The organism is Blastopirellula sp. SH421, from assembly GCF_057808535.1.
The window spans coordinates 917,299-937,671 of record NZ_CM173712.1 but is presented as its reverse complement, the minus strand read 5'-3'; the positions used below and the strand labels follow the sequence as shown (position 1 = coordinate 937,671).

General features: G+C 55.1%; 13 protein-coding genes. 3 read left to right on the top strand and 10 right to left on the bottom strand.

Annotated elements, in window-relative coordinates:
• Window positions 1–29: 29 nt before the first annotated feature.
• The 6 genes from SH421x_RS03800 to SH421x_RS03775 form a co-directional block, all read right to left on the bottom strand.
• On the bottom strand, window positions 30–1,676 hold the full coding sequence (locus SH421x_RS03800; protein WP_488854067.1) for a multiheme c-type cytochrome: 1,647 nt from the start codon (window positions 1,674–1,676) through the stop codon (window positions 30–32).
• Window positions 1,677–1,780: 104 nt separating this feature from the next.
• On the bottom strand, window positions 1,781–2,944 hold the full coding sequence (locus SH421x_RS03795) for a DUF1573 domain-containing protein (protein WP_488854066.1): 1,164 nt from the start codon (window positions 2,942–2,944) through the stop codon (window positions 1,781–1,783).
• Between the two features lie 103 nt (window positions 2,945–3,047).
• Window positions 3,048–5,285: an O-antigen ligase family protein gene (locus tag SH421x_RS03790; protein WP_488854065.1), complete on the bottom strand. Its 2,238-nt coding sequence runs from the start codon at window positions 5,283–5,285 to the stop codon at window positions 3,048–3,050.
• Window positions 5,282–6,445, bottom strand: coding sequence for an MraY family glycosyltransferase (locus SH421x_RS03785; RefSeq protein ID WP_488854064.1), 1,164 nt, complete (start codon window positions 6,443–6,445; stop codon window positions 5,282–5,284). Before SH421x_RS03785 ends, SH421x_RS03790 begins: the two co-directional genes overlap by 4 nt.
• Window positions 6,446–6,528: 83 nt before the next feature.
• Window positions 6,529–7,074 (bottom strand): DUF4416 family protein, encoded by a 546-nt coding sequence (locus tag SH421x_RS03780; protein ID WP_488854063.1) that lies wholly within the window; start codon window positions 7,072–7,074, stop codon window positions 6,529–6,531.
• 135 nt (window positions 7,075–7,209) lie between these two features.
• A complete protein-coding gene (locus SH421x_RS03775) occupies window positions 7,210–8,562 on the bottom strand; it encodes an outer membrane beta-barrel protein (protein ID WP_488854062.1) in 1,353 nt (450 codons plus the stop codon).
• Window positions 8,563–9,070: 508 nt separating this feature from the next.
• Between SH421x_RS03775 and SH421x_RS03770 the strand changes: the two genes are divergently transcribed.
• Window positions 9,071–10,102 carry a DUF1559 domain-containing protein gene (locus SH421x_RS03770; RefSeq protein ID WP_488854061.1) on the top strand — a complete coding sequence of 344 codons (1,032 nt, stop codon included), beginning with the start codon at window positions 9,071–9,073 and terminating at the stop codon, window positions 10,100–10,102.
• 98 nt (window positions 10,103–10,200) lie between these two features.
• Here SH421x_RS03770 and proS read toward each other — a convergent pair whose 3' ends face one another.
• Window positions 10,201–11,721 carry a proline--tRNA ligase gene (gene proS, locus SH421x_RS03765; RefSeq protein ID WP_488854060.1) on the bottom strand — a complete coding sequence of 507 codons (1,521 nt, stop codon included), beginning with the start codon at window positions 11,719–11,721 and terminating at the stop codon, window positions 10,201–10,203.
• Between the two features lie 269 nt (window positions 11,722–11,990).
• Here proS and SH421x_RS03760 point away from each other — a divergent pair, with 269 nt between their 5' ends.
• Together SH421x_RS03760 and SH421x_RS03755 are read left to right on the top strand one after the other, a co-directional pair.
• Window positions 11,991–12,962, top strand: a complete 972-nt coding sequence (locus SH421x_RS03760; protein WP_488854059.1) for a 3'-5' exoribonuclease YhaM family protein — start codon at window positions 11,991–11,993, stop codon at window positions 12,960–12,962.
• A gap of 447 nt (window positions 12,963–13,409) precedes the next feature.
• Window positions 13,410–13,727, top strand: a complete 318-nt coding sequence (locus SH421x_RS03755; protein ID WP_488854058.1) for a glycosyltransferase family protein — start codon at window positions 13,410–13,412, stop codon at window positions 13,725–13,727.
• A gap of 321 nt (window positions 13,728–14,048) precedes the next feature.
• On the opposite strand, the gene SH421x_RS03750 is transcribed toward SH421x_RS03755, so the two are convergent.
• The 3 genes from SH421x_RS03750 to SH421x_RS03740 form a co-directional block, all read right to left on the bottom strand.
• Window positions 14,049–15,506 carry a DUF1501 domain-containing protein gene (locus SH421x_RS03750; RefSeq protein WP_488854057.1) on the bottom strand — a complete coding sequence of 486 codons (1,458 nt, stop codon included), beginning with the start codon at window positions 15,504–15,506 and terminating at the stop codon, window positions 14,049–14,051.
• An 11-nt stretch (window positions 15,507–15,517) separates the two neighbouring features.
• Entirely contained in the window at window positions 15,518–17,755 is a 2,238-nt protein-coding gene (locus SH421x_RS03745) for a PSD1 and planctomycete cytochrome C domain-containing protein (protein WP_488854056.1), read from the bottom strand.
• A 231-nt stretch (window positions 17,756–17,986) separates the two neighbouring features.
• A complete protein-coding gene (locus tag SH421x_RS03740) occupies window positions 17,987–20,308 on the bottom strand; it encodes a methyl-accepting chemotaxis protein (protein WP_488854055.1) in 2,322 nt (773 codons plus the stop codon).
• Window positions 20,309–20,373 lie beyond the last annotated feature (65 nt).

Genomic DNA, 20,373 nt, shown 5'->3' with positions numbered 1-20,373 from the left:
ACACCGCGGCAGGCCCAGGCCTGCCCTACTTAATCGACGCCGTAGTGTTCGACCTTTTTCCAGTATTCCTCGAAGGCGCCCTCGTGATGGAAGTCGGGGCTGTTGTCAATGTCGTGGCACTGGATGCACGTCTGTCGCGCGGCTTCTAGCGGCAATTGCATTGACTTGCGCAGCTCGGCGATTTTCTCGTCCGAAAGCATCAAGTCGCCCTGTTCGGCGGCGACGTGATCAGCGCCGGGTCCATGACAGTTTTCGCAGCCGACGCCGGTCATCAGCGGCGTTTCTTCGACCGAGAGATAGCCCGTCTTATACGGCACATACTGCGACTGGTTCCAACCGACCGCGTGACATGCGATGCACTCGGGGTCAAAATTGCGCGCTACTTCGTACCGCTCGGGCGGATGAATCAGAGTTTCGGTCGCATGGGCATGCGGCGTCTTTTCCCAGATTTCCATCGCCGTCGTGTGGCACTCGCCGCAGGCTTGGCTGCCGACAAAATTGCGGCCGGTGGGATGTTCGATCGGCTTGATGCCGAGACCTTCCCAGCCGAGCGCTTCGAGCTGCTGCTGATAGTTGGCCAGCAGCGTCATCATCTCGTCTGAATCAGGGAACCGTGCGTCAAGCGGAACGCGTTCGTATTTCAGCTCTTCAGCATGGTCGCCATAGATGCCAACAACTCCGGCAAACATTCCCTTCACGCCGACCTGCACCATTTGCGAGTCGGTTCCGGCGATCTTTTCCATCTCCAACGTCGGTTCGCCGGCGCCACCGGCGGTGACGATTAGACGGAAGCCTGGGAACTTTTGTGCATACTCACGACTCTCCTCCAGCGAGGCGCTTGCCAATAAAACGTAGAGATCGCACTGAGCCGCTTCTAGCTCGGGCCAAACCGCCGCCAGACCTTCCAAAGCCGGCATAAATTCGACTTCGTTATTCGCAACATCCGCGCGGCGACTATCTCCAAAGACCCCGGTGACGCCGATCTTCAAACCCCCTTTTTCGATAATGCGAAAACGGGGGGTCTCTCCTAATAAACTAGCGTTGGCCGCCAAGTAACGAGTCTTCTCAGGATTTTCGTCGGCGACAGCAACAAAAACTTCGTCCACTGCTAGCCGCAGGTCATCGGGCCCAAAGGTGACCGCTTCGTATTCCATCTGTTTGATCGCATTGGCGGTCGTTTGAAACTTGATCTCGGCCTGACGACCAAAGCGGCGGACCTGGTTGCCGGCGTCCAGCGCCACCACATCCCAGCCGCGCTGCTTACGCAGTTGATTTAGAAAAGTAAACCGGCGGTTGAGCCCCCCTTTTTGATTCGTAAGTCCGGTGCACCCGCACGGCTCGATGTAGCCATGCTGTTCGCCGGTCAAAAAGAGTGCGAGCTTCGGCTTGGCCCAACCGGCAAACAACTCGCGCTCCGGCAACGGCGGAGGATCATCGCTCGCAGCAGCGTTATCGGTCTCAGCAGTTTTTTCTTCGGGCGAAGTCGGCGGCGATTCTGCTTTCATCCCCGACGGCTCAGACGGCTCAGTCTCGGGAACTTCAGCAGGCGAAGCAGCGCGAGTTGGCGGTGCTTCAGGCCCACCTTTTTCTGTCTTTTGGCAACCAAGCACCAACGAAACGGTGATTGAAATAAGAGCCAGAGTCGCTGAAAGAGTGCGGACTGGGATCGTCAACATGAATGGGCCCTGTTTGCCAAAAAATGCGAGTTTGGTGCAGACCCTGCTCCTGCCCGAGCGCTGGCTGGGTCAACAATCCCTTTCTTCTACTGCATTTGCCCGATTTACTCCACCGCGAAATAGAGCCGGAGGCTGACTTCCTCGGTTTGGGGATTTCCCTTCACTCCCAAGCGAATTTCACCCAATTTGCCTGTCTCCCCACCCAACAACGATGCTGGCGCCGTCCCGGGGGGGATCGAAAGCTTTAGCGGATAGAGGACGGCCGTTTCGTTCAGTTTCTTCCGTTCGCCCAATTTTGCTTGCAGGAATTCGGGGAAAACCTTCGCAACGCTCAACTCGGTTTCCTCCCGATAGGGCCCTTTGATCAAGACGTTGACCAGCACGTCTCTCCCTTTTTCGCCGTTGACGGTCCCCAGCATCATCACATTTTTATCTTGGTCAATTCTGACCGCCGAAATGAAATTGATGTCGCCCCCGATCTGAACCGAGATCATCAACGTCAGCATTTTTGTCTCGGGATCATTGGTCGAAATCTCGGCGCGCATCTTGGTGATGCCGATCGGCAAACCTTGGGGAAGAAAGATTTCGATTTTGTTTCCGCTGCGGCCGCCATCGGTTGCTTTCAATTCCTCGGCGCTGAGCGGCAGAATGTTCGCTTTTGCTTTGCCCGACTCGTCGCCGATCAGTTTCACATCGGTCACTTTAAAGTCGTCGCCCACCACCGAAACCACATCGACGGCGGCCGAAAGTTCGTCGCCGGCGGTGACGTGACCAAAGTTGACTTCGGCGGGGTTCATATAAATGGCCCGCACTACCGCGCCATGAATCCGTAGTTCCAACTCTGGTTTGCGCGGATCGTTGGTGCGCAGCGTTGCGGTTTGCATGAACGATTCCGCGTAGGCGATGGGATGCCATTCCAATTCGACTTCAACCGTCTCGCCAGGCGGAATCAACTTCTTGGCCAACGTGCTGAGCGTGCACTTGCAGGTTGTGCCGGCTTCTTCCAATTGCAGCGGCGCATCGCCGTCATTGCGAATCAAAAATGTATGCTTCTCGGTCGCGTCGACATTCATCTTGCCAAACTCATAGACGGCATCCCCCACGACAACCGCTTTGGGCATCGGCTCGTTGGCCGATTGGACACGTTCCACCAGCGGATGGCTGATCGATCCAAATTCGTTGGTCGCCGACCATTGCGGCAGCGTAGATGCGGCGCCAATGGCGACACCGGCCAGCAAACTAACAACCAAAACAAGCAAAGGTCGCATTAGACTCATCTCCAGCAGCGGGAGGCGTTCAGAACAGATCAAGGAAGAGCAGCGGCAATCCCTCTAGGATAACTGAGCCTTACATAAATGAGGACTTCAGAACTTAATTTTTCTCTACGACGCTTGAATTGGCCAGCTCTTGCATGACCTTCAAGACCGACCGATCGTCGCCAAAATAGCGATTTTCAAACTTTAGTTCCGCATGATCATGCATTCCGTCGAGCCGTAACGCTTCGGCAGCCTGGGTTGCGGCTTGCTGATTTTCGCCCGCGGCGGCGTACATTTGGGCCAGCTCGGCATGATAATACCCCCGCGTAGGGAAGTCGCGGCAGACGCTTTCCTGTCGCTCGATCGCCAATTTTAAAATCGCCGGATCTTTATATTTTTGGTAGAGCTCCCAATAATTATTCGCAATCCAGCTTTGCAGACTGACGCTGCGCGGACTGCGTCGCAAGGTTTTAGCAACGGCAGTTTTGGCTCCCTGGATGTACGGAGGATCAGGACGCAATTTCCACGCTTGGAAATAAATGTTCGCCAAAACCTGCGGACCTTCGACACTGTACGGATCGGCCGCAGCAGCATCTTCGGCACGTCGAATTTGCGTCGGTAGATCGGCGTTCACGACGCCATACAGATGGGTATAGGTGGCCATGACGGGAAAAAGCGCCGTCGTCGCCATCGTGTATAGCAGTACAACGGCTCCCAACGCCACGCCGGCGCGCGGCGCAAAACCGGCTATCTGCGACGTGCGATCCTGGTCTTCCCCAAACGTCAAACCCCAAACGAGCCACAGCCAGAGCGAGACCGCAGGAAAGCTAATCCCGCCGGCCGCCAATAAGTTGATCATCAAGACGATCGCTGCGATGCGCAACGTCAGTAAATCAAGTTTTCCGCGTTGTGACCAACCATAGGTAGCCGAAGCAACCGCCAGCGCCGGCAGTAGCCCAACCCAAATCGTCCAAGTAACGGACTCGCCTTGCATTAGCGCGCGAATCGGGGGCGCCAACAAAACGGCGCTCAGCGCGCCTACAAAGATCGGCGTGATGTTCGTATTGCCCGTTTCGACTTGCGGTTCCTGTGTTGACTGCGAGGCCGCTGCAAGCTCCTGCTGCTCTGCGTCACCCGTCGGAAAACGCAGCAACCAGACGGCGATAAAGCCCAGTAAACAAAGCACCGCCGGCACCCCAGCCGATGCCGCGATCTCTAACAAAAAGTTATGCGGATCGGCGATCGTTTCACTGGCCGAAGCCGGCATATAGCGGGGATAAAAGGACTGAAAGTTGCCGAGTCCGCAGCCAAATAGCGGATGCTCGGCGGTCACGTCCAGTGCGCCTTGCCAGTATTGCAAACGATAGAGCACCGACTTCGGCGCTTCGGTAAAGACTTCCCGATCGAGCAGTCCGCTGGCGAATCCGCCCCCCACCGTGATCATCAATACCAATAACCCGCCGACCAGATATTTCCAGGGCAGATGTCGCCGCAAACTGCTGGCCAAGATTCCCCACAAACCAATTCCTGTGACGACCGCTAAGACGGCAGTTCTACTTTTTGTCAGCATTAACGTCCCGCAAAGTAGACCAAGGACGACCGCCAAGAGGGCGGCTTGCCAATAAGAGCGATCACGCACTTGATGAATCGCGACGCCAGCGGTCACGATCAAACCAAACGCCAAAAATCCGGCCAGAGAGTTGGTCAGCGTGAAGGTCGACGCCGGTTCGGTGCTCATTAACCGTGACTCAAAATTCTTTACTTGCGGATCATCGTCGTCTCCCATGATGCCCGCTTCACGCCGCCCTTTTTCTTTGTCGACTTGATAGTCGGCCTGCATCTGCGGGATATCGACCCGGTATTGATAGATCGCATAGGTCGCACACAAAGTCACCGTCGCGGCAATGATCGCGATCAAAGCACGCTTGCGCGCCGCAGAGCGAAACAACTGCCGGTACATAAAGTAGGCGATCACGAGAGCCGTGTAGGTCCAAAACTGATTGATCGCCGGGCGAACTTCTCCGCTGCCTGCGACCATCGGCACGCCGAGCGCCAGCCAAGCGAGCAGCGCCAGCAGCAGCGTTTCCCATGGGGTCCAGACAACGGTCAATTTGCCGCTTAGGACTCCGCTGATCGCCCACAGAGCCAACGCCCAAATCCACATCATGACCCACGGTAGTTCAACTCCGCGGCCCACCGGGCCTTCGCTGCCAATCAGCGGCGTTAGCACCGTCAGGCAAGCCACGTATCCGCAGAGCAACAGCGCAAACCAATCAGAACTGGGTGGGGCGGCAGCAGCGGTTTGCGGCGTTTGATCACTGGTAGCAATCAAATTCGACTTGCGGCGTTTCATGGATCTTTTCGAGAGCGTCTGGCGGTCGATTCAATGACGCCGATCAGCGCCAAAACGCAAAATACCATCAACAGCACGACTACGGCGCCGATCCAATCGACTCGATGCAGTAATATGGCTCCTAGCCCGCAGGTCGCCGTCATCAGATATATCGTCAGCACGGCCTGAGTTTTGGTGAAACCGAGTTCCACAAGTCGGTGCGAGACGTGACTCTTGTCTGGCTGAAATGGACTTCTCCCTTCGCGAATGCGAATCGCCAACACGGTGACCAAGTCAAACAAAGGCACCGCCAAGATGCACAGCGGAGCGAGAACCGCATGCCGTGAGCCTTCGCCGTAACCAGAAAAAGTCGCGATGATTGTCATGATGGCGATGCAAAATCCGATGAGATAGCTGCCGGCGTCCCCCATAAAGATTTTAGCGGGAGGGCGATTGTGCCACAAAAATCCGAGCATCGAACCGGTGAGCACTAACAAGAAACCGGCCGTAAACAATTGCGGGCCGGCCGAGCCGGGATCGGGAGCAATCAACAACACCGCGGCCATGATCGATGCGGCGATCGTCGCAACTCCGGCCGAGAGCCCATCCATGTTGTCGAGCATGTTAAAAGAGTTAATCATCGCGACGATCCAGAGAATCGATACGACATATTGCAACCACGGCAGATCCAGATAGAAGCTCAGCTTCCAGTCAAAGCCAATGACAAAGATAGCAGCGACCGCCGTCTGCACCGCCAGACGAATTTTCCACGACAAGCCGATGCGATCATCGATTAAGCCGACAATCATCAGGACAGTAGCCCCGGCAACCAAGGCCCAAAGCTTAAGCGACTGCTGACCAAATCCGCTTGCGTGCAGCCGGGCCATCTCGACCAGGGACTCAATCACCGGCGGAAAGTCGCCTGCCGAAACCGACAGATTTCCGATCAACCCGACAGTCAAGTGGGCCAGCGCAAGCGTGCCGATCAATCCCGCCCAAATGCCGATACCGCCACCCAGCGGAGTTGGTGTGACGTGTACTTTGCGCTGGTCCGGCTGATCCATCAAACCCCAGTTTTGCGCATTCGCTCGGACGATCGCCGTCGCCACCAGAGCGATCAGAAAACTGGGAAGGATCGCAGCGGCGATCAGCGAAAAAGCGACAAGCGGGCTCCAGGTCACGCGTGAAACCGATCAGTAAGGGAAGAGTGACAAGTTGGCTTGTATTTTAATTGGCGTCGCCCTGCGCTTATACCTCCCCCGGCTCACGCAGGGTTTTGACGCAATTGCTGTCGCAAATAACCGCGACATTCGTCAAAAAACGCCTGAAAATCGGCTCGCTGGTAGTCGGGATAGGTCCACTGGGCGCCGGTCCATCGCTTTTGATAGTACTGCAAGGTGATCTCGGCGAAGATGCCGTCGCGTAAATAAATCCGATGACTGCGATCTTTGGTGGTGGCCAACACCAGCTTTGCTTCGGTGATATAGCCGGGATCAAGGTTGAGCGGTCGGCTTTCGGACCAACGAGCCGAGTTTTGACATTGCCCCTCTAATGCATTGGATTGATGCTTCCAATCGGCGAGCGTCGAACTATCGGCCAGGGTGGCGAACGCCCAAAAGCACTTCTTCAGCTGCTGTCCCATCTCTTCGTCGTAGTAATTGGTTTCGACCAGATCAAAGTGAGGGCTCTCCAGCGCGAGCGGTCCCCAAAGGGAGACCAATTCCGATTTGCCCCATTCCAGAGCTGCGGAATGTCGACTAAATGCGGCGACGATTCGCAGGACGAAGCGCGGAGGTTTGAGATCGCCCATGTGTCTCGAGCAGTTGGAGGCAAAAATAAATTTGGTTCTGTCCGCACTAGTCTACGCCAAGAACGAAAAAAGCCGCCAGGGGGACGGCCCTAGCGGCTTTTTCGATTTGTCGTCTGACAGCTAAGCGGCAGTCGCTTAGTACTTCAGGATCACGTCCATACCGCCGAAGAAGCCGTTGTCCTTGGCTCCATCGTAGTACGGGGTGGCGCCCGTGTTGTTGTCAAACTTGTCCCAGCGAATTTCGGGACGAACCATCAGGTTCGCGTTCGGGGTCCAGTTGGCTCCAACGCTGAAAGCGTAGTAGCTACCCGGTCCGTTACCAACGCGCGATCCGTCTTCGTCATCGAACCATTCAACACGGGTACCGACCTTCCAGCACTCGTTAATTTCTTTAAACAAGTATTGGTTGATGCCGTACCAGTAGTTGTTCTCGGTAGGAGCACCGTTGTCGTCGAACAGGTTGTACTGAACGCCCAAGTCGTGTTGGAAAACGTAGCTGTAGCCGCAACCAATGTCGTAGTTGAATACCCAGCTGTTCATGTACGAGTCGCCGCCGTTCTTTCCGAACGAACCGGCAACCGTCTGCCAAGTCAAGGTCGCTTTGTCGCTCAGCGTAACGCTGGCGCCGCCTAGGAACATGCTTCCAGCTTCATAGAAGTCGAAACCCGTGTCCCAAGCCGCAACCCAACCGCCGTTCAACGTGACATGCTCAAAGCCGCTGTAGGTGGCCATGGCGCCGGTGTGGGTAAACGGTTCGCCATAGTTCATCGTGTAAGCGTGCGAGTAAAAGAAGTTGTCAGGAGCGGTAACGACTTCGTAACCAATCGTGGTGTAGAAGTGACCGACCTTGACTTCCCAATCGCCCCAAGCAGCGGTTCCGTACAACTGCGGAATGGCCGAACCATACAGCGCGGTGCCGTCACCGTTGTCGGTAGCCGTGTTCCAACGGTTATCCCAAGCGAAGCGGTCGCCATGACCGAACGATTGCGTATCCGGGCCATCAGCACCCCAGATAAAGTCAGCACGGTAACCTAGATCGAAGCAGTAGGTCTCGGCATCGGCGAGCTTTTCTGCATAGATGTAGGCCTGATCCAACGTCGGCGTGTTGGAAATATTACGGAACGCAACAGGAGCATTGCCCGTGTTCGACCGCACGCCGCCGGCGTTTGAATAGAAACCGCCCGAAACCCAGCCACCAATCGTCAAGCCGCAATCGTTGGTGCCAAACAGCGACCAGGCTTCGCCATGTTCGCAGCAAGGGAACCAGTTAATTCCGCTGCAGCAGCTTTGACAACCACATGAGTCGCCGCCACCGCAAGAATCACATGCCAAATCCGTGGCACTTCCGGCATCGCTGACGGTGACCTCTTCGCCGACGTAGCTCACTTTGCCGGCGTTATAATAGCCAGGCTGTTGAGCAACGGCAAACGAGGTCGATCCGACCAGCATGCCGACGGCGAGCATCGCCGTCTTCCAATCCGTTTTCATCTGAACTCCCTCCAAATCCCAGGATTTACATATTCGACGCATAGGATCCGCTTCCACGAATCCAATTAGGCTGCTTCAGCTTGAACGCTACGCCTCCGATTCTCCGCTTCGGAGGCGCCGCCGTTAGCATTCCGCTTCGAGCGCAGCCATTCGCACCTGATGCAGGTTTAATGGGTTTATCGAGATCAATCGCCACAGAATCTAAAGAACTAATTGGCGCTGTAACTCCTCCACCTAATAGACAGAGTCAACGCAGTTAGCCCAGCCACTCATTTTCTGCCTGAAAACTTCATAAACGGCCGATTATCCACCACTACAGGGGGACGAAAGGGTGCATAGATGCAAGATTCGGACGACAGGAGGGGGAGCAAGTTCTCGCTGCGGCAAACGTCTGCTGGCATTTCTCTTGTGGAGAGCGAATAATTGGGGCACAATAATAAGTTCAAGGACCAGCTCCTCTTCCACTCCTCATCCGATGTTCACTAGATTTCTCGGAAGGCTCCCAGCTATGAAGCGCCACGTCTCAGGTTCCCCCCTGCGCGCCGGTTTTACCCTTGTTGAACTTTTGGTCGTGATCGCGATCATCGGTGTCCTGGTTAGCTTAACGCTTCCAGCAGTTCAAGCTGCTCGCGAAGCGGCCCGGCGTGCACAGTGCTCCAACAACCTAAAGCAATTGGGATTGGCGCTGATCAACTACGAATCAACCCACAAAACGCTCCCCATGGAATCGACGGTGTCGTCGGGCTCCGGAGCCCACCATTTCAGCTGGATCGCTCAGATCTTGCCCCAACTAGAGGCCAGCGCGCTGGCCGACTCGCTGAATACGACCACAACGGTTGGTAATTCGGTCAACGTTCCCTTCCTTAAGGCCAAGTTGGAATTCCTTATTTGTCCTTCGGATCCCAACGGGGATCCTGCTGACGAGTTGGGGGGAATTACCGTTACCAATTACTCAGGTTCCGAAGGATACTATTCCTCTATCTTGAGCAATCAAATCGCCAAGAACTCGGCTGGCCCCGCAGGCCTTTCGGGGACCGCAATCGCCGCCAACGTGTCAAAGAACCGCGATTTGAGTGGTGTCTTCCGACCGGGCCGCTCCACTCAGTTTGCTCAAATCAAGGATGGCTCTTCCAACACGATTCTCGTGGGGGAAACGACGATTTCTGGCTATGGTGGCGGAGAACCCCGCTTCCTAAGTAGTGCGATTTCGCATTCCGCTATTCCAGGCGCTTACCATTCGGCAAGTGGAAGCGACGCATCGAAGTCGGCAGCGCCTTTTTCTTTCGTCGATTACGATGGTGGCTCTAGCTTCAATGGCTATCCGACAGGAGTTAGCGGTTCTACCGCCATCTTGCATACCCCCGGGTATCAGTCGCAATTTGCGATTAATACCGAAGGATACGGAGCTTCGACGCCTCACAACGTTCTGCAGGTAGTGATGGGTGATGGGTCTGTCAAAGCACTGCCTATGACGATGGACTTTAGCGTCTGGGTTCAAATGAACGCGATTGCCGACGCCACCGTGTTTGAATCGCCGTAACCGCTGCTCAACAACACGTTCAAGAAACAACAGAGGCCGCAACCATTGGTTGCGGCCTCTTTGCGTTGATAGACTCGCTTGCTTGGCTTGCGGCAGCCTTAGTACGCTTTGGCGATGACCGCACGTCGCTGGGTTGGCTGGCCGGTGAAGATGCACTTGCCCGGTTCATCTTCGCCTTCGATCGGAATGCAGCGAACCGTCAGCTTGAGCTTCTTTAACTCTTCTTCGACCGCTTTATCATCAGCACAGTGACAATAGGCGAAGCCGCCGTGAATCTCCGGGCGATCTTCGTTTTTCGGCGTGAAGTAGGCGATTAGATCCTCTAGCTTGTCGATGGTGCGACTGTTGTCGTCACGCAATTTCTTGGCTCGCTCAAACAGATTGCTTTGAATCTCGTCTAGCAGCTTCGTGATGGTCGCAACTAGTTCGGCCTTAGGCGTTCCCTGCTTATCCTTCGGCGATTGATCACGCCGCGCCAAAAAGACACTATCGCTAGCAACATCACGCGGGCCGATCTCGGCACGCAGCGGGACTCCCTTTTTGATGTGCTGCCAGGTCTTCTCACCGCCGCGGATGTCGCGATCGTCAATCAGCACGCGAATCGGAGCGCCGTGATACTGAATCCCCTTGAGAGCCGCATTCAACTGATCCACATAAGCAAGCACAGCGGCTCGTTCTTCGTCACTGCGATAGATCGGCAGCAGCACAATATGCTTTGGCGCCAGACGCGGCGGTACGATCAGTCCGTCATCGTCGCTGTGCGTCATGATCAAGCCGCCGACCAAGCGGGTCGAAACACCCCACGAAGTGGTCCAAGCGAATTCCTCGGTCCCATCCTGGGTTTGAAACTTGATCTCTTGCGCTTTCGAGAAGTTCTGACCCAAAAAGTGAGAAGTCCCGGCCTGCAACGCTTTGCGATCTTGCATCATCGATTCGATGCTCAGCGTCATCGCTGCGCCCGGGAAACGTTCCCACGACGTCTTCTCTCCTTTAATAACCGGCATCGCCATGTAGTTTTCGGCGAAGTCGGCATAGACCTCCAGCATCTGCCGGGTCTCGGCGATCGCTTCTTCTGCGGTCGCATGCGCCGTGTGGCCTTCCTGCCATAAGAACTCCGTCGTCCGCAAAAACATGCGGGTTCGCAGTTCCCAGCGAACCACGTTGGCCCATTGATTGATCAGGATCGGCAAATCGCGATACGATTGAACCCATTTGGCGTACATCGCGCCAATAATCGTTTCGCTAGTCGGGCGCACGATCAGCGGTTCGTCCAGCTTGCCGGCGGGAACCAAACCGCCGTTGGGGCCCGGCTCCAAGCGATGATGCGTAACTACGGCGCATTCCTTGGCGAAACCCTCTACATGCTCCGCTTCTTTTTCGAGAAAGCTCATCGGGATAAAGAGAGGGAAATAGGCATTTTCGTGCCCCGTCTCTTTAAACATGCCGTCGAGAACCGATTGCATGTTTTCCCAGATCGACCATCCCCACGGCTTGATCACCATGCAACCGCGCACCGGTGAAACCTCGGCCAGATCGGCCGCTTTGATCACCTGCTGGTACCATTCGGGGTAGTCATCAGCCCGCGTCGGAGAGATCGCGTTTTGAGGAGCTTTGGCCATTATCTAGTTCTAACCTTGCGATTTTATTGAATGAGCAAAGGTCGCATTCTAGGGGATTTAAGTTCGCGCTGACAACGCGGCTTCTCGGGCGACAGTCGCCTGCGATTATGCGCATTCCAGCGTAAATGCCACTCTTGGGCAGGGTTACGTCCTTGAAGGAATACCAGCCCCCCCCTAAAATCCGGCGGTTTTCTCGTCCGTTGTCTGCCGGCAGGGCGAAGCAAAGATCGATTGAGACGGCCGCTTAGGCCCCAAGGAAAGAGAGATAGATGGCGCGACGCGAAATCGCCAAATTGGGCGAAAATGAAAATATCGACGAGGTCTATCTCGTTTCCAACAAACAGCTTCGCCCCAATCGCCAAGGCAATCTATATCTGCAAATGCAGATTGGTGACAAATCTGGCCAGGTGAACGGCATGATGTGGAACGCCAACGACCACGTCTATCGCAAGTTTGACGATGGCGATTACGTGCGCATTCAAGGAACCTCGCAGTTCTACAACGGCGCGATGCAGATCATCGTCAACGGCATCGAACGCGTTGACGCCAAGGAAGTGGACGAATCCCACTTTGTGCAGCTCGGCGGCGCCGAAATCGACGGTCTCCGCGGACAACTGTCCGAAATGCTCCGCGGCATGCAGAATCCTCACCTGCGAAATCTGGCCGAATGTTTTCTGATCGATGAAGAATTCATGCAGCGGTTTTGCCGCGCTCCGGCCGGTGTCAAGCAACATCACGCCTATTACGGCGGACTGCTAGAGCATGTCGTCAACCTGATGAAGGTGACGCAGGCAATCGCCCCTTTCTATCCGCAGATCGACGCCGACCTGCTGCTGATCGGCGCGTTTACGCACGACATGGGCAAGCTTGACGAACTGACCTACGACAAAGGATTCGCCTATAGCGACGAAGGTCAACTGATCGGCCATCTTGTGATGGGCGTATCGCTGATCGACGAGAAAGCGCACGAGGCGGAAAAGCTCGGAGGCGAACCAATTCCTTACGAGCTCATTCTTCGCGTCAAGCACATGGTGGTCAGCCATCATGGCAAGCTCGAATTTGGCAGCCCGAAAGTGCCGATGACGCTCGAAGCGGTGGCCCTCAATTATCTCGACACGCTCGACGCCCATGTAATTAGCTATGGCAAGCTGATTGAAGAAGATATCAATACAGACAGCGCGTGGACAGTCTTCCACGCACCGCTCGGGCGCAAGCTTTACAAAGGTGAACCGCGCTCTTAGTGCGAACCTCCACAAAAAAGTGCAGCTGATCCCTCGCCAGGGGCTACGTTCCTGAGCCGATTGTTTCAAACTCGTGAAAAACAACGCACACAGAGGCCGGATTAAGATCCAGCCTCTTTTTTTATGCGCGAAACTTTTCACCTGCCCCGCGCACCAGAACCATAGCAAACCTCCATCTATTCCGTGGTTTCTGCAACTCGGTCGCTGCACAACGCGGTCAGGCAAGTTGGCGTGCCGGTGATCAGCTTGAATCACTAAGAGTTTCTACTCGCTTACGACCTCTCGACGTTGCCGCGCGGACAGCAGCGGCATGCTTGGCTGATGGGATTTGTCGTCCAGTCGCAATGAGTGAATTGTTCCGAAAGGATCGTCTCTTCCCTGTTCACCTAGCCGCTGCGCCCCGGCGGGGAAAGAGTCACCCTGGTTGGCCCGCTGCTCCGGAAAGAAGTGGAGCAAGCGCAAACCAGTGAAGGTGGTTACCTTCTTTCGTACGTACGACCCTCGATGCCGCTGGAAGCGATCTACCTAGGCAATCCGATCTTGGCGCTGCCAGAAAAATCGCATCACGTGCAAAGGATCAACTCACATTTCTTGCGACAGATGGGGGGCGGAGATTGGCCGACGATCGAGAACTTCTCAAAAAAGCATTTCATCAGTTTCCTGGGGCGTCTCTCCCAGTTCCGCAAAAATCTGGCGAACTTCCGCGGCCAAATCAACGGCAACCCAACAGCGCTGGCCGCGATCCAACGGCATCTACCGGCGTAGGAATATGCGGAGCCAATTCTTCGTAGCCCGCTGCGCTATTCAGCAGGTTCGTAAGAAATAGAACGCGGAGGACACGGATCAGTCACGGTGTTACACGGCAAGAGGGGAGATTTGTAATTTCCCCTCACGTCCAATTTGGTTACTAACCAAAACAATTTGAAAATACCAGCTTGCGGCACAAATAACAATTTCTGGCCGTGAAACGCCGTGATTTATCCGCGGTATCCGTGTTCCATTCTTTCTTTGTCCTCCAAATAGCGCAACTTCAAAACTTCAAAACTTGCGAATCGGGCTAAGAAAGAAAAGATTCGAACGGCTCATTTACGCCAAGATCGGATGCAGTACTTCCCCCGCCACATCGGTTAACCGAAAACGACGACCGTTGTACTTATAGGTCAGCTTCTCGTGGTCGATCCCCATCAGGTGCAAGATGGTCGCATGCAGGTCGTTGACATGCACTTTGTCGATCGCCGCTTTGTAACCAACTTCGTCTGACTCGCCATAGCTGACACCGCCTTGGACGCCGCCGCCTGCCATCCAGGCGCTAAAGCAATGCGGGTTATGGTCGCGCCCCGGCTTTTCACCGGTCTGAGCGATCGGCAATCTGCCAAACTCACCGCACCAGATCACCAGCGTTTCATCCAACAATCCGCGCTGCGCTAGATCGGTCAACAGCGCCGCGATAGGCTGATCAGTTTCGCCGGCAAATTGGCGATGATTTCCTTCGATATCAATATGGCCATCCCAACTGCGTTGATTTTCCATTCCGCCAGAATAGATCTGCACGAAGCGCACGCCCCGTTCGATCATCCGCCGCGCGACCAGGCACTGCTTGGCGAAGTGTCCGCACTGCTTATCCTCTACGCCGTACAGCTTGCTGATCTGTTCCGGCTCTTGCGAGATGTCAATCGCTTCTGGCGCCGCCGATTGCATGCGATAGGCCAGTTCAAAGCTTTCGATCCGCGCAGCAAGCTCTCCCTCGGCCTGATGCTGGGCATAATGCTGTTGATTCAGTTGCTTCAGCAGATCAAGCTGCGCCCGTTGGCCGGCTTCGGACAGCGCCTCGGGGCGCGAGAGATTATCAATCGGCGCGCCGCTGGGACGAAGATGCGTTCCTTGATAAACGCCAGGCAAAAAAGCAGCGCCCCAGTTGGCGGCGCTTCCCTTTGGCAGACCGCGGCCCAGCGGATCGCTCATCACCACAAAGCCAGGCAAGTCGAGATTTTCGCTTCCTAATCCATAAGTAACCCACGAACCGACGCCGGGAAATCCCATCCGGGCCATGCCGGTGTTCATCATAAACAGCGCCGGGCTATGATTGTTTGATTCGGTGTAGCCAGAATGAATGAAGGCCATCTTGTCGACATGCTCACCCAGTTTCGGGAAGATCTCCGAAACCATCTTGCCGCACTCGCCGCGCGGAGTGAACTTGAAAGGTGATGGCATTAGCTTGCCAACCTGGTGCTGAAAAAAACCGGTCGTATTCTCAAACGTACCGTCAAACTCTTTCAGCGATTTGCCGGCCCATTTGTCCAGCCCCGGCTTGTAGTCCCACGTATCGACTTGGCTCGGTCCGCCGTTGACAAAGATCCAGATTACCCGCTTAGCTTTGGCCGGAAAGTGCGACTGTTTCGGCGCCAGCGGATTGAGCGCAGCGTCTGGCTCTGCCGCTAACAGACCTTGGTCTTGCAGCAGTGTCGCTAAGCCCAACAGGCCAGCTCCTCCACCGCAGCGAGCCAACCATTGGCGACGAGTTTGCATCGCAGATAAATCATACATAGGGATTACTCTTAATCGATGTAAATAAACTGGTTCAAACCAAATAACGCCTGACACAAGTCGACCAACGCCGCTTGTTCGCCAGGCATCCCGTCGCGATCGGCCTGAGCCGCAATAAACGCGGCGGCCGTTTTCAATTCTTGTGCGGTAGGATCACGTTGAATCGCTTTTTGGTAGGCGGCTGTAATCCGCACTTCGCTGGTTCCACTTGGCAAAGAAGCAGCAAAGCTTTCCGCATAACGACGCGTGTAGGGGCTGTTCATGATTGACAACGCTTGAGGCGCGGTGGTCGTCTCACTACGACTGCCGATGCTGACCAGATGCTCGGGCCAATCAAACAGCATCATCGTTGGGATCAATTGGCTCCGTTTGATGAAAAAATAGAGACTGCGGCGTTTCATCCCTTCATCCAACGTGCCGGGTCCAAACATCGTCCGATCAAGCTCACCGGAGACTGACAACATCGTGTCGCGGACTGCTTCCGCTTCTAAACGCTGCGGAGCATGTCTCCAGAGCAATACGTTCTGAGGATCAGCGGTCAATTGCGCAGCGTTTGCGGCTGCCGATTGTCGGTAGGTCTGGCTGGTCATGATTTGCTTGTGCATTCGCTTTAGCTGCCAGCCGTTGTGGATCAAATCAACGGCCAGCCATTCCAGTAATTCAGGATGACTAGGGGGATCTCCTTGCACGCCAAAGTCACTGGGGGTCGCGACTATCCCGCGACCAAAATGATGATGCCACAGCCGATTGACCATCACGCGGGCCAGCAGGCCGCCGGCGCCGTCCGCGGGATCAGTCATCCAGTTGACTAGCGCCGTGCGCCGATAGCTAAGCGATGATTCGCTGGGGATTTCTTCCGCTTTCCAATAGTCGCGTGGATGTCCACTGCTTAACACGGTCGGAAAACCGAACTCGGCGACTTCTCCCTTTTGCGTAGCGTCACCACGCGTCAAATAATGGGTCGTCGTGTAGAAATGAGGAAACCCCCGACCGTCGGCTAGATGCGGAATCTTTTTGCCACCTTCGGTCTCGACTTGCACGGTAACCGGTTCCGTTGCCGCGTCGGTCGGCACGTCGATCTCGGCCAAAGCTCGTGTTGTCGTCGTAAAGGTCGACGCCATGCGGTAATAGTCGGCGCTGGTGATCGGATCGAATTTATGATCATGGCAACGAGCACAACCAATCGTTAGGCCAAGAAACGCCGTGCCGGTCGTCGCGACGATATCATCCAGTTCGTCGTAGCGGGCTTGCTCAAATTCGGTTTCGGTTAATTGCGTCGGAAAGGCTCCCGCGCCGAGAAAACCGGTCGCCATCTGTGCCAGCGGATTGTGTGGAGCTATCTCGTCACCGGCCAACTGCCAGGCGACAAATTGATTGTAGGGGAGATCGTCGTTCAGCGCCTGGATTAAAAAGTCACGATAGTGATAGGCATGCGGACGATCGGTGTCTTGCTCATAGCCGAACGACTCTGCAAACCGAGCGACATCCATCCAGTGCCGCGCCCAGCGTTCGCCATACTGGGGCGAAGCGAGTAAGCGGTCAAGTAGTTTCTCGTAAGCCGCTGGATCTTCGTCCGCAAGAAACGCAGCGACTTCTTCTGGTGTCGGCGGCAAGCCGATTAAGTCAAAATAAGCGCGACGAATCAGCGTGCGTCGATCCGCAGTAGGATTGGGCGCGATCCCTTGCGCGGCTAATTTCTCCCACACAAATTGATCGATGGGAGACTTCACCCAGTCTGAAACAACTGTTGGGGGAGCAATGGTCGCGAGCGGTTGCAGCGACCAAAAGGCGCTCGCTTGGCCTGGACTAGTTTCTCTCTGCGCTTCGGCGCCAATCAGCGGTTTGTCGTAGGGAGCCCCCAGGTCGATCCACTTGGCGATCAAAGCGATCGTTTCATCCGAGAGCTTATCGGCGCGCAACGGCATGTGCGGCTCTTCGTCATGACGCAGCAGCGAGAGTAAATAGCTGTCAGCGGCGTTCCCTAATTCGACGTAGCCTGAGGCAAGCAGTTTGTCACGCGTCGAGAGATCAAAGTCCGCTTTTATCGTTTCACCGCCGTGACATTCCAGGCAACTGGTCGTCAGAATTTTTCCGACGCTTGACTTGAACAGTTCCAGCCCTGCTTTCATCTCGGTCGCATGTTGCGGAGAAACCTTGGTCGGCGGCCTCGCTTCGTCAGCGCCAAGCGGCGAAACGCAGGCAAGCGTGATCATTGCGCAGAAACATTGGTTGGCAAAGCGCAGATACATGAAAGTGCCTGGGGGAGCAAAGGAGGGAGCGACCGGCGGGAACGTCGACTGACTGACTTTAGTTTCGGTGAAACCCAGACGCTCGTCTAGTCATTTTTCATGCATTTTATGCTATGCCGGATCGATACGCCCCCTTATTTACGTGCGCAACGTCGTCAACTTGCCATAAAAAAAGACGACTGCACAAGTGCAGGCGTCTCTTCTAAGCCTCAATCCAAATCACGCATCGCGTTATTTGTTGCTGACATCGAAGTTTTCAACCAGATCGCGAAGTGCGGTCGCCTGGGCGCCCAATTGTTCGCTGCTGGCGGCAAGCTCTTCACTAGCGGCCGTCGCTTGTTCGGTCACATCGGCCACTTGTTGAATCGCGCCATAGACCTCGTTGGCCATATTCATCTGCTCATCAGCAGCCGTCGCGATCTCGGTAATCTTGCTCGAGGTCGATTCGACCGCGGCGACAATCTTCCGCAGCGCGCCGCCGGCTTGCGAGCTTAGCTCGACGCCGTTGTTGACGCGAGCGGTCGACTCTTTGATCAGCGACGAGATTTCTTTCGCGGCGTCGCTTGAGCGTTCGGCCAATTTGCGAACTTCGTCCGCAACCACCGCAAAGCCCAAACCATGCTCGCCAGCGCGAGCCGCTTCGATCGCCGCATTCAACGCGAGCAGATTCGTTTGGCTAGCGATCTCCGAAATCACCTGAATGATCTCGCTGATCTGTTCTGACGAAGCTTTGATCAGGTCCATCGCTTCCCCCGACTTGGTGACCGCGTTGCCCCCTTCGACCGCAATCTCACTCGTCTCCGCAGCTAGGCGATTCGTTTCGGCCGATCGATCGCGGATCCCGCCGATCGAAGTGATCAGTTCCTGCGTCGACGCACTGATCTGTTCCACTGCGGCACTTTGCGTTTGCGCGCCTTGTGCCAGCGAGTTTGAAGTTTCGCTGACCGAACCGGCACTGGACGAAAATTGGTTCGCGTTTTCGATCACGTCGGCGATCAAGATCGCCATGTCATTCCGCAAGTTGACCTGACGTGTGATATCGGTCGCGTACTTGACCACTTTAAACGGTTTGCCGTTGAGGTCGAGAATCGGGTTATAGGAAGCCTGAATCCAGATTTCTTTGCCGCCCTTACCAATTCGCTTGTATTCCGCAGCGTCGTATTCACCCCGGTTCAAGCGATTCCAAAATTCCTGATACTCACGCGTCCGAGCGTACGATTCCTCGACAAACATTCGATGATGCTGACCGACGATTTCTTTCGCGGTGTAACCCACGGCCGCCAAAAAGTTTTCGTTGGCGCCGATGATCGTGCCGTCCATGTTGAACTCGATCACCGCTTGCGATTTGCCGATCGCATTGATTTGACCTGCGTAGTTGGCGTTGGCCAGTTTCTGTTCGGTGATATCGGTCGCGTACTTGACCACTTTAAACGGCTTGCCGTTCAGGTCGCAAATCGGGTTGTAGGAAGCCTGAATCCAGATCTCTTGGCCCCCTTTGCCGATCCGCTTGTATTCCGCAGCGTCGTATTCGCCCCGGTTCAAGCGATTCCAAAATTCCTGATACTCACGCGTCCGAGCGTACGATTCCTCGACAAACATTCGATGATGCTGACCGACGATTTCTTTCGCGGTGTAACCCAATGCCGCCAAAAAGTTTTCGTTGGCGCCGATGACCGTGCCGTCCATGTTGAACTCGATCACCGCTTGCGATTTGCCAATCGCATTGATCTGGCCTGAGAAGTTGGCGTTCTCCAGCTTCTGGCGAGTAATATCAGAGGCGTACTTCACCACTTTGAACGGCTTGCCGTTCAGGTCGCAAATTGGATTGTAAGAGGCCTGAATCCAGATCTCTTGGCCCCCTTTGCCAATCCGCTTGTATTCGCCGGAATCGTACTCGCCACGATTCAAACGGCTCCAAAATTCTTCATATTCGCGACTGCGACCATAGTCGGCGGAAACGAACATGCGATGATGCTTGCCTTCGATTTCGCTCAGCGAATAACCGACCGCCGCGAGGAAGTTGTCGTTCGCTTTAATGATCGTGCCGTCCATATTGAACTCGATCACCGCCTGCGACTTGTCGATCGCTTTGATCTGGCCCGCGAAGTCGGCGTTTCGCATCTTCTGATCGGTCACGTCCGACGCGTACTTGATAACCTTCAGCACACGTCCATTGTCGTCCAGAATTGGATTATACGAAGCTTGGATCCAAATCTCTTTGCCATCCTTGCCAACCCGTCTGTACTGCCCGGAGTCAAACTGACCACGATTCAAGCGGCTCCAAAACTCTTGGTATTCGCGGCTGCGAGCATCTTCAGCGGTGACGAACATCTGGTGATGTTGTCCTTGAATTTCGTCGAGCGTATAGCCAATCGCATTGCAGAAATTTTCGTTGGCCCACAGGATGACGCCGTCCGGCGAAAATTCGATGACCGCTTGCGATTTCCCAATCGCCGCGACATGTGCTTTCAGCAAGTCCAACTCTTGCTGCAGCGCATCGCTGTTCGGCTTCTTGGTTGTCTTAGGTTTCGCTAAAGTTGCTGCGCTGACCATAGAATTGATCCTACTCAAAAAAAATGTGTAAAATGTGTGCGTGTGTGAAACAGCGATTCAATCGC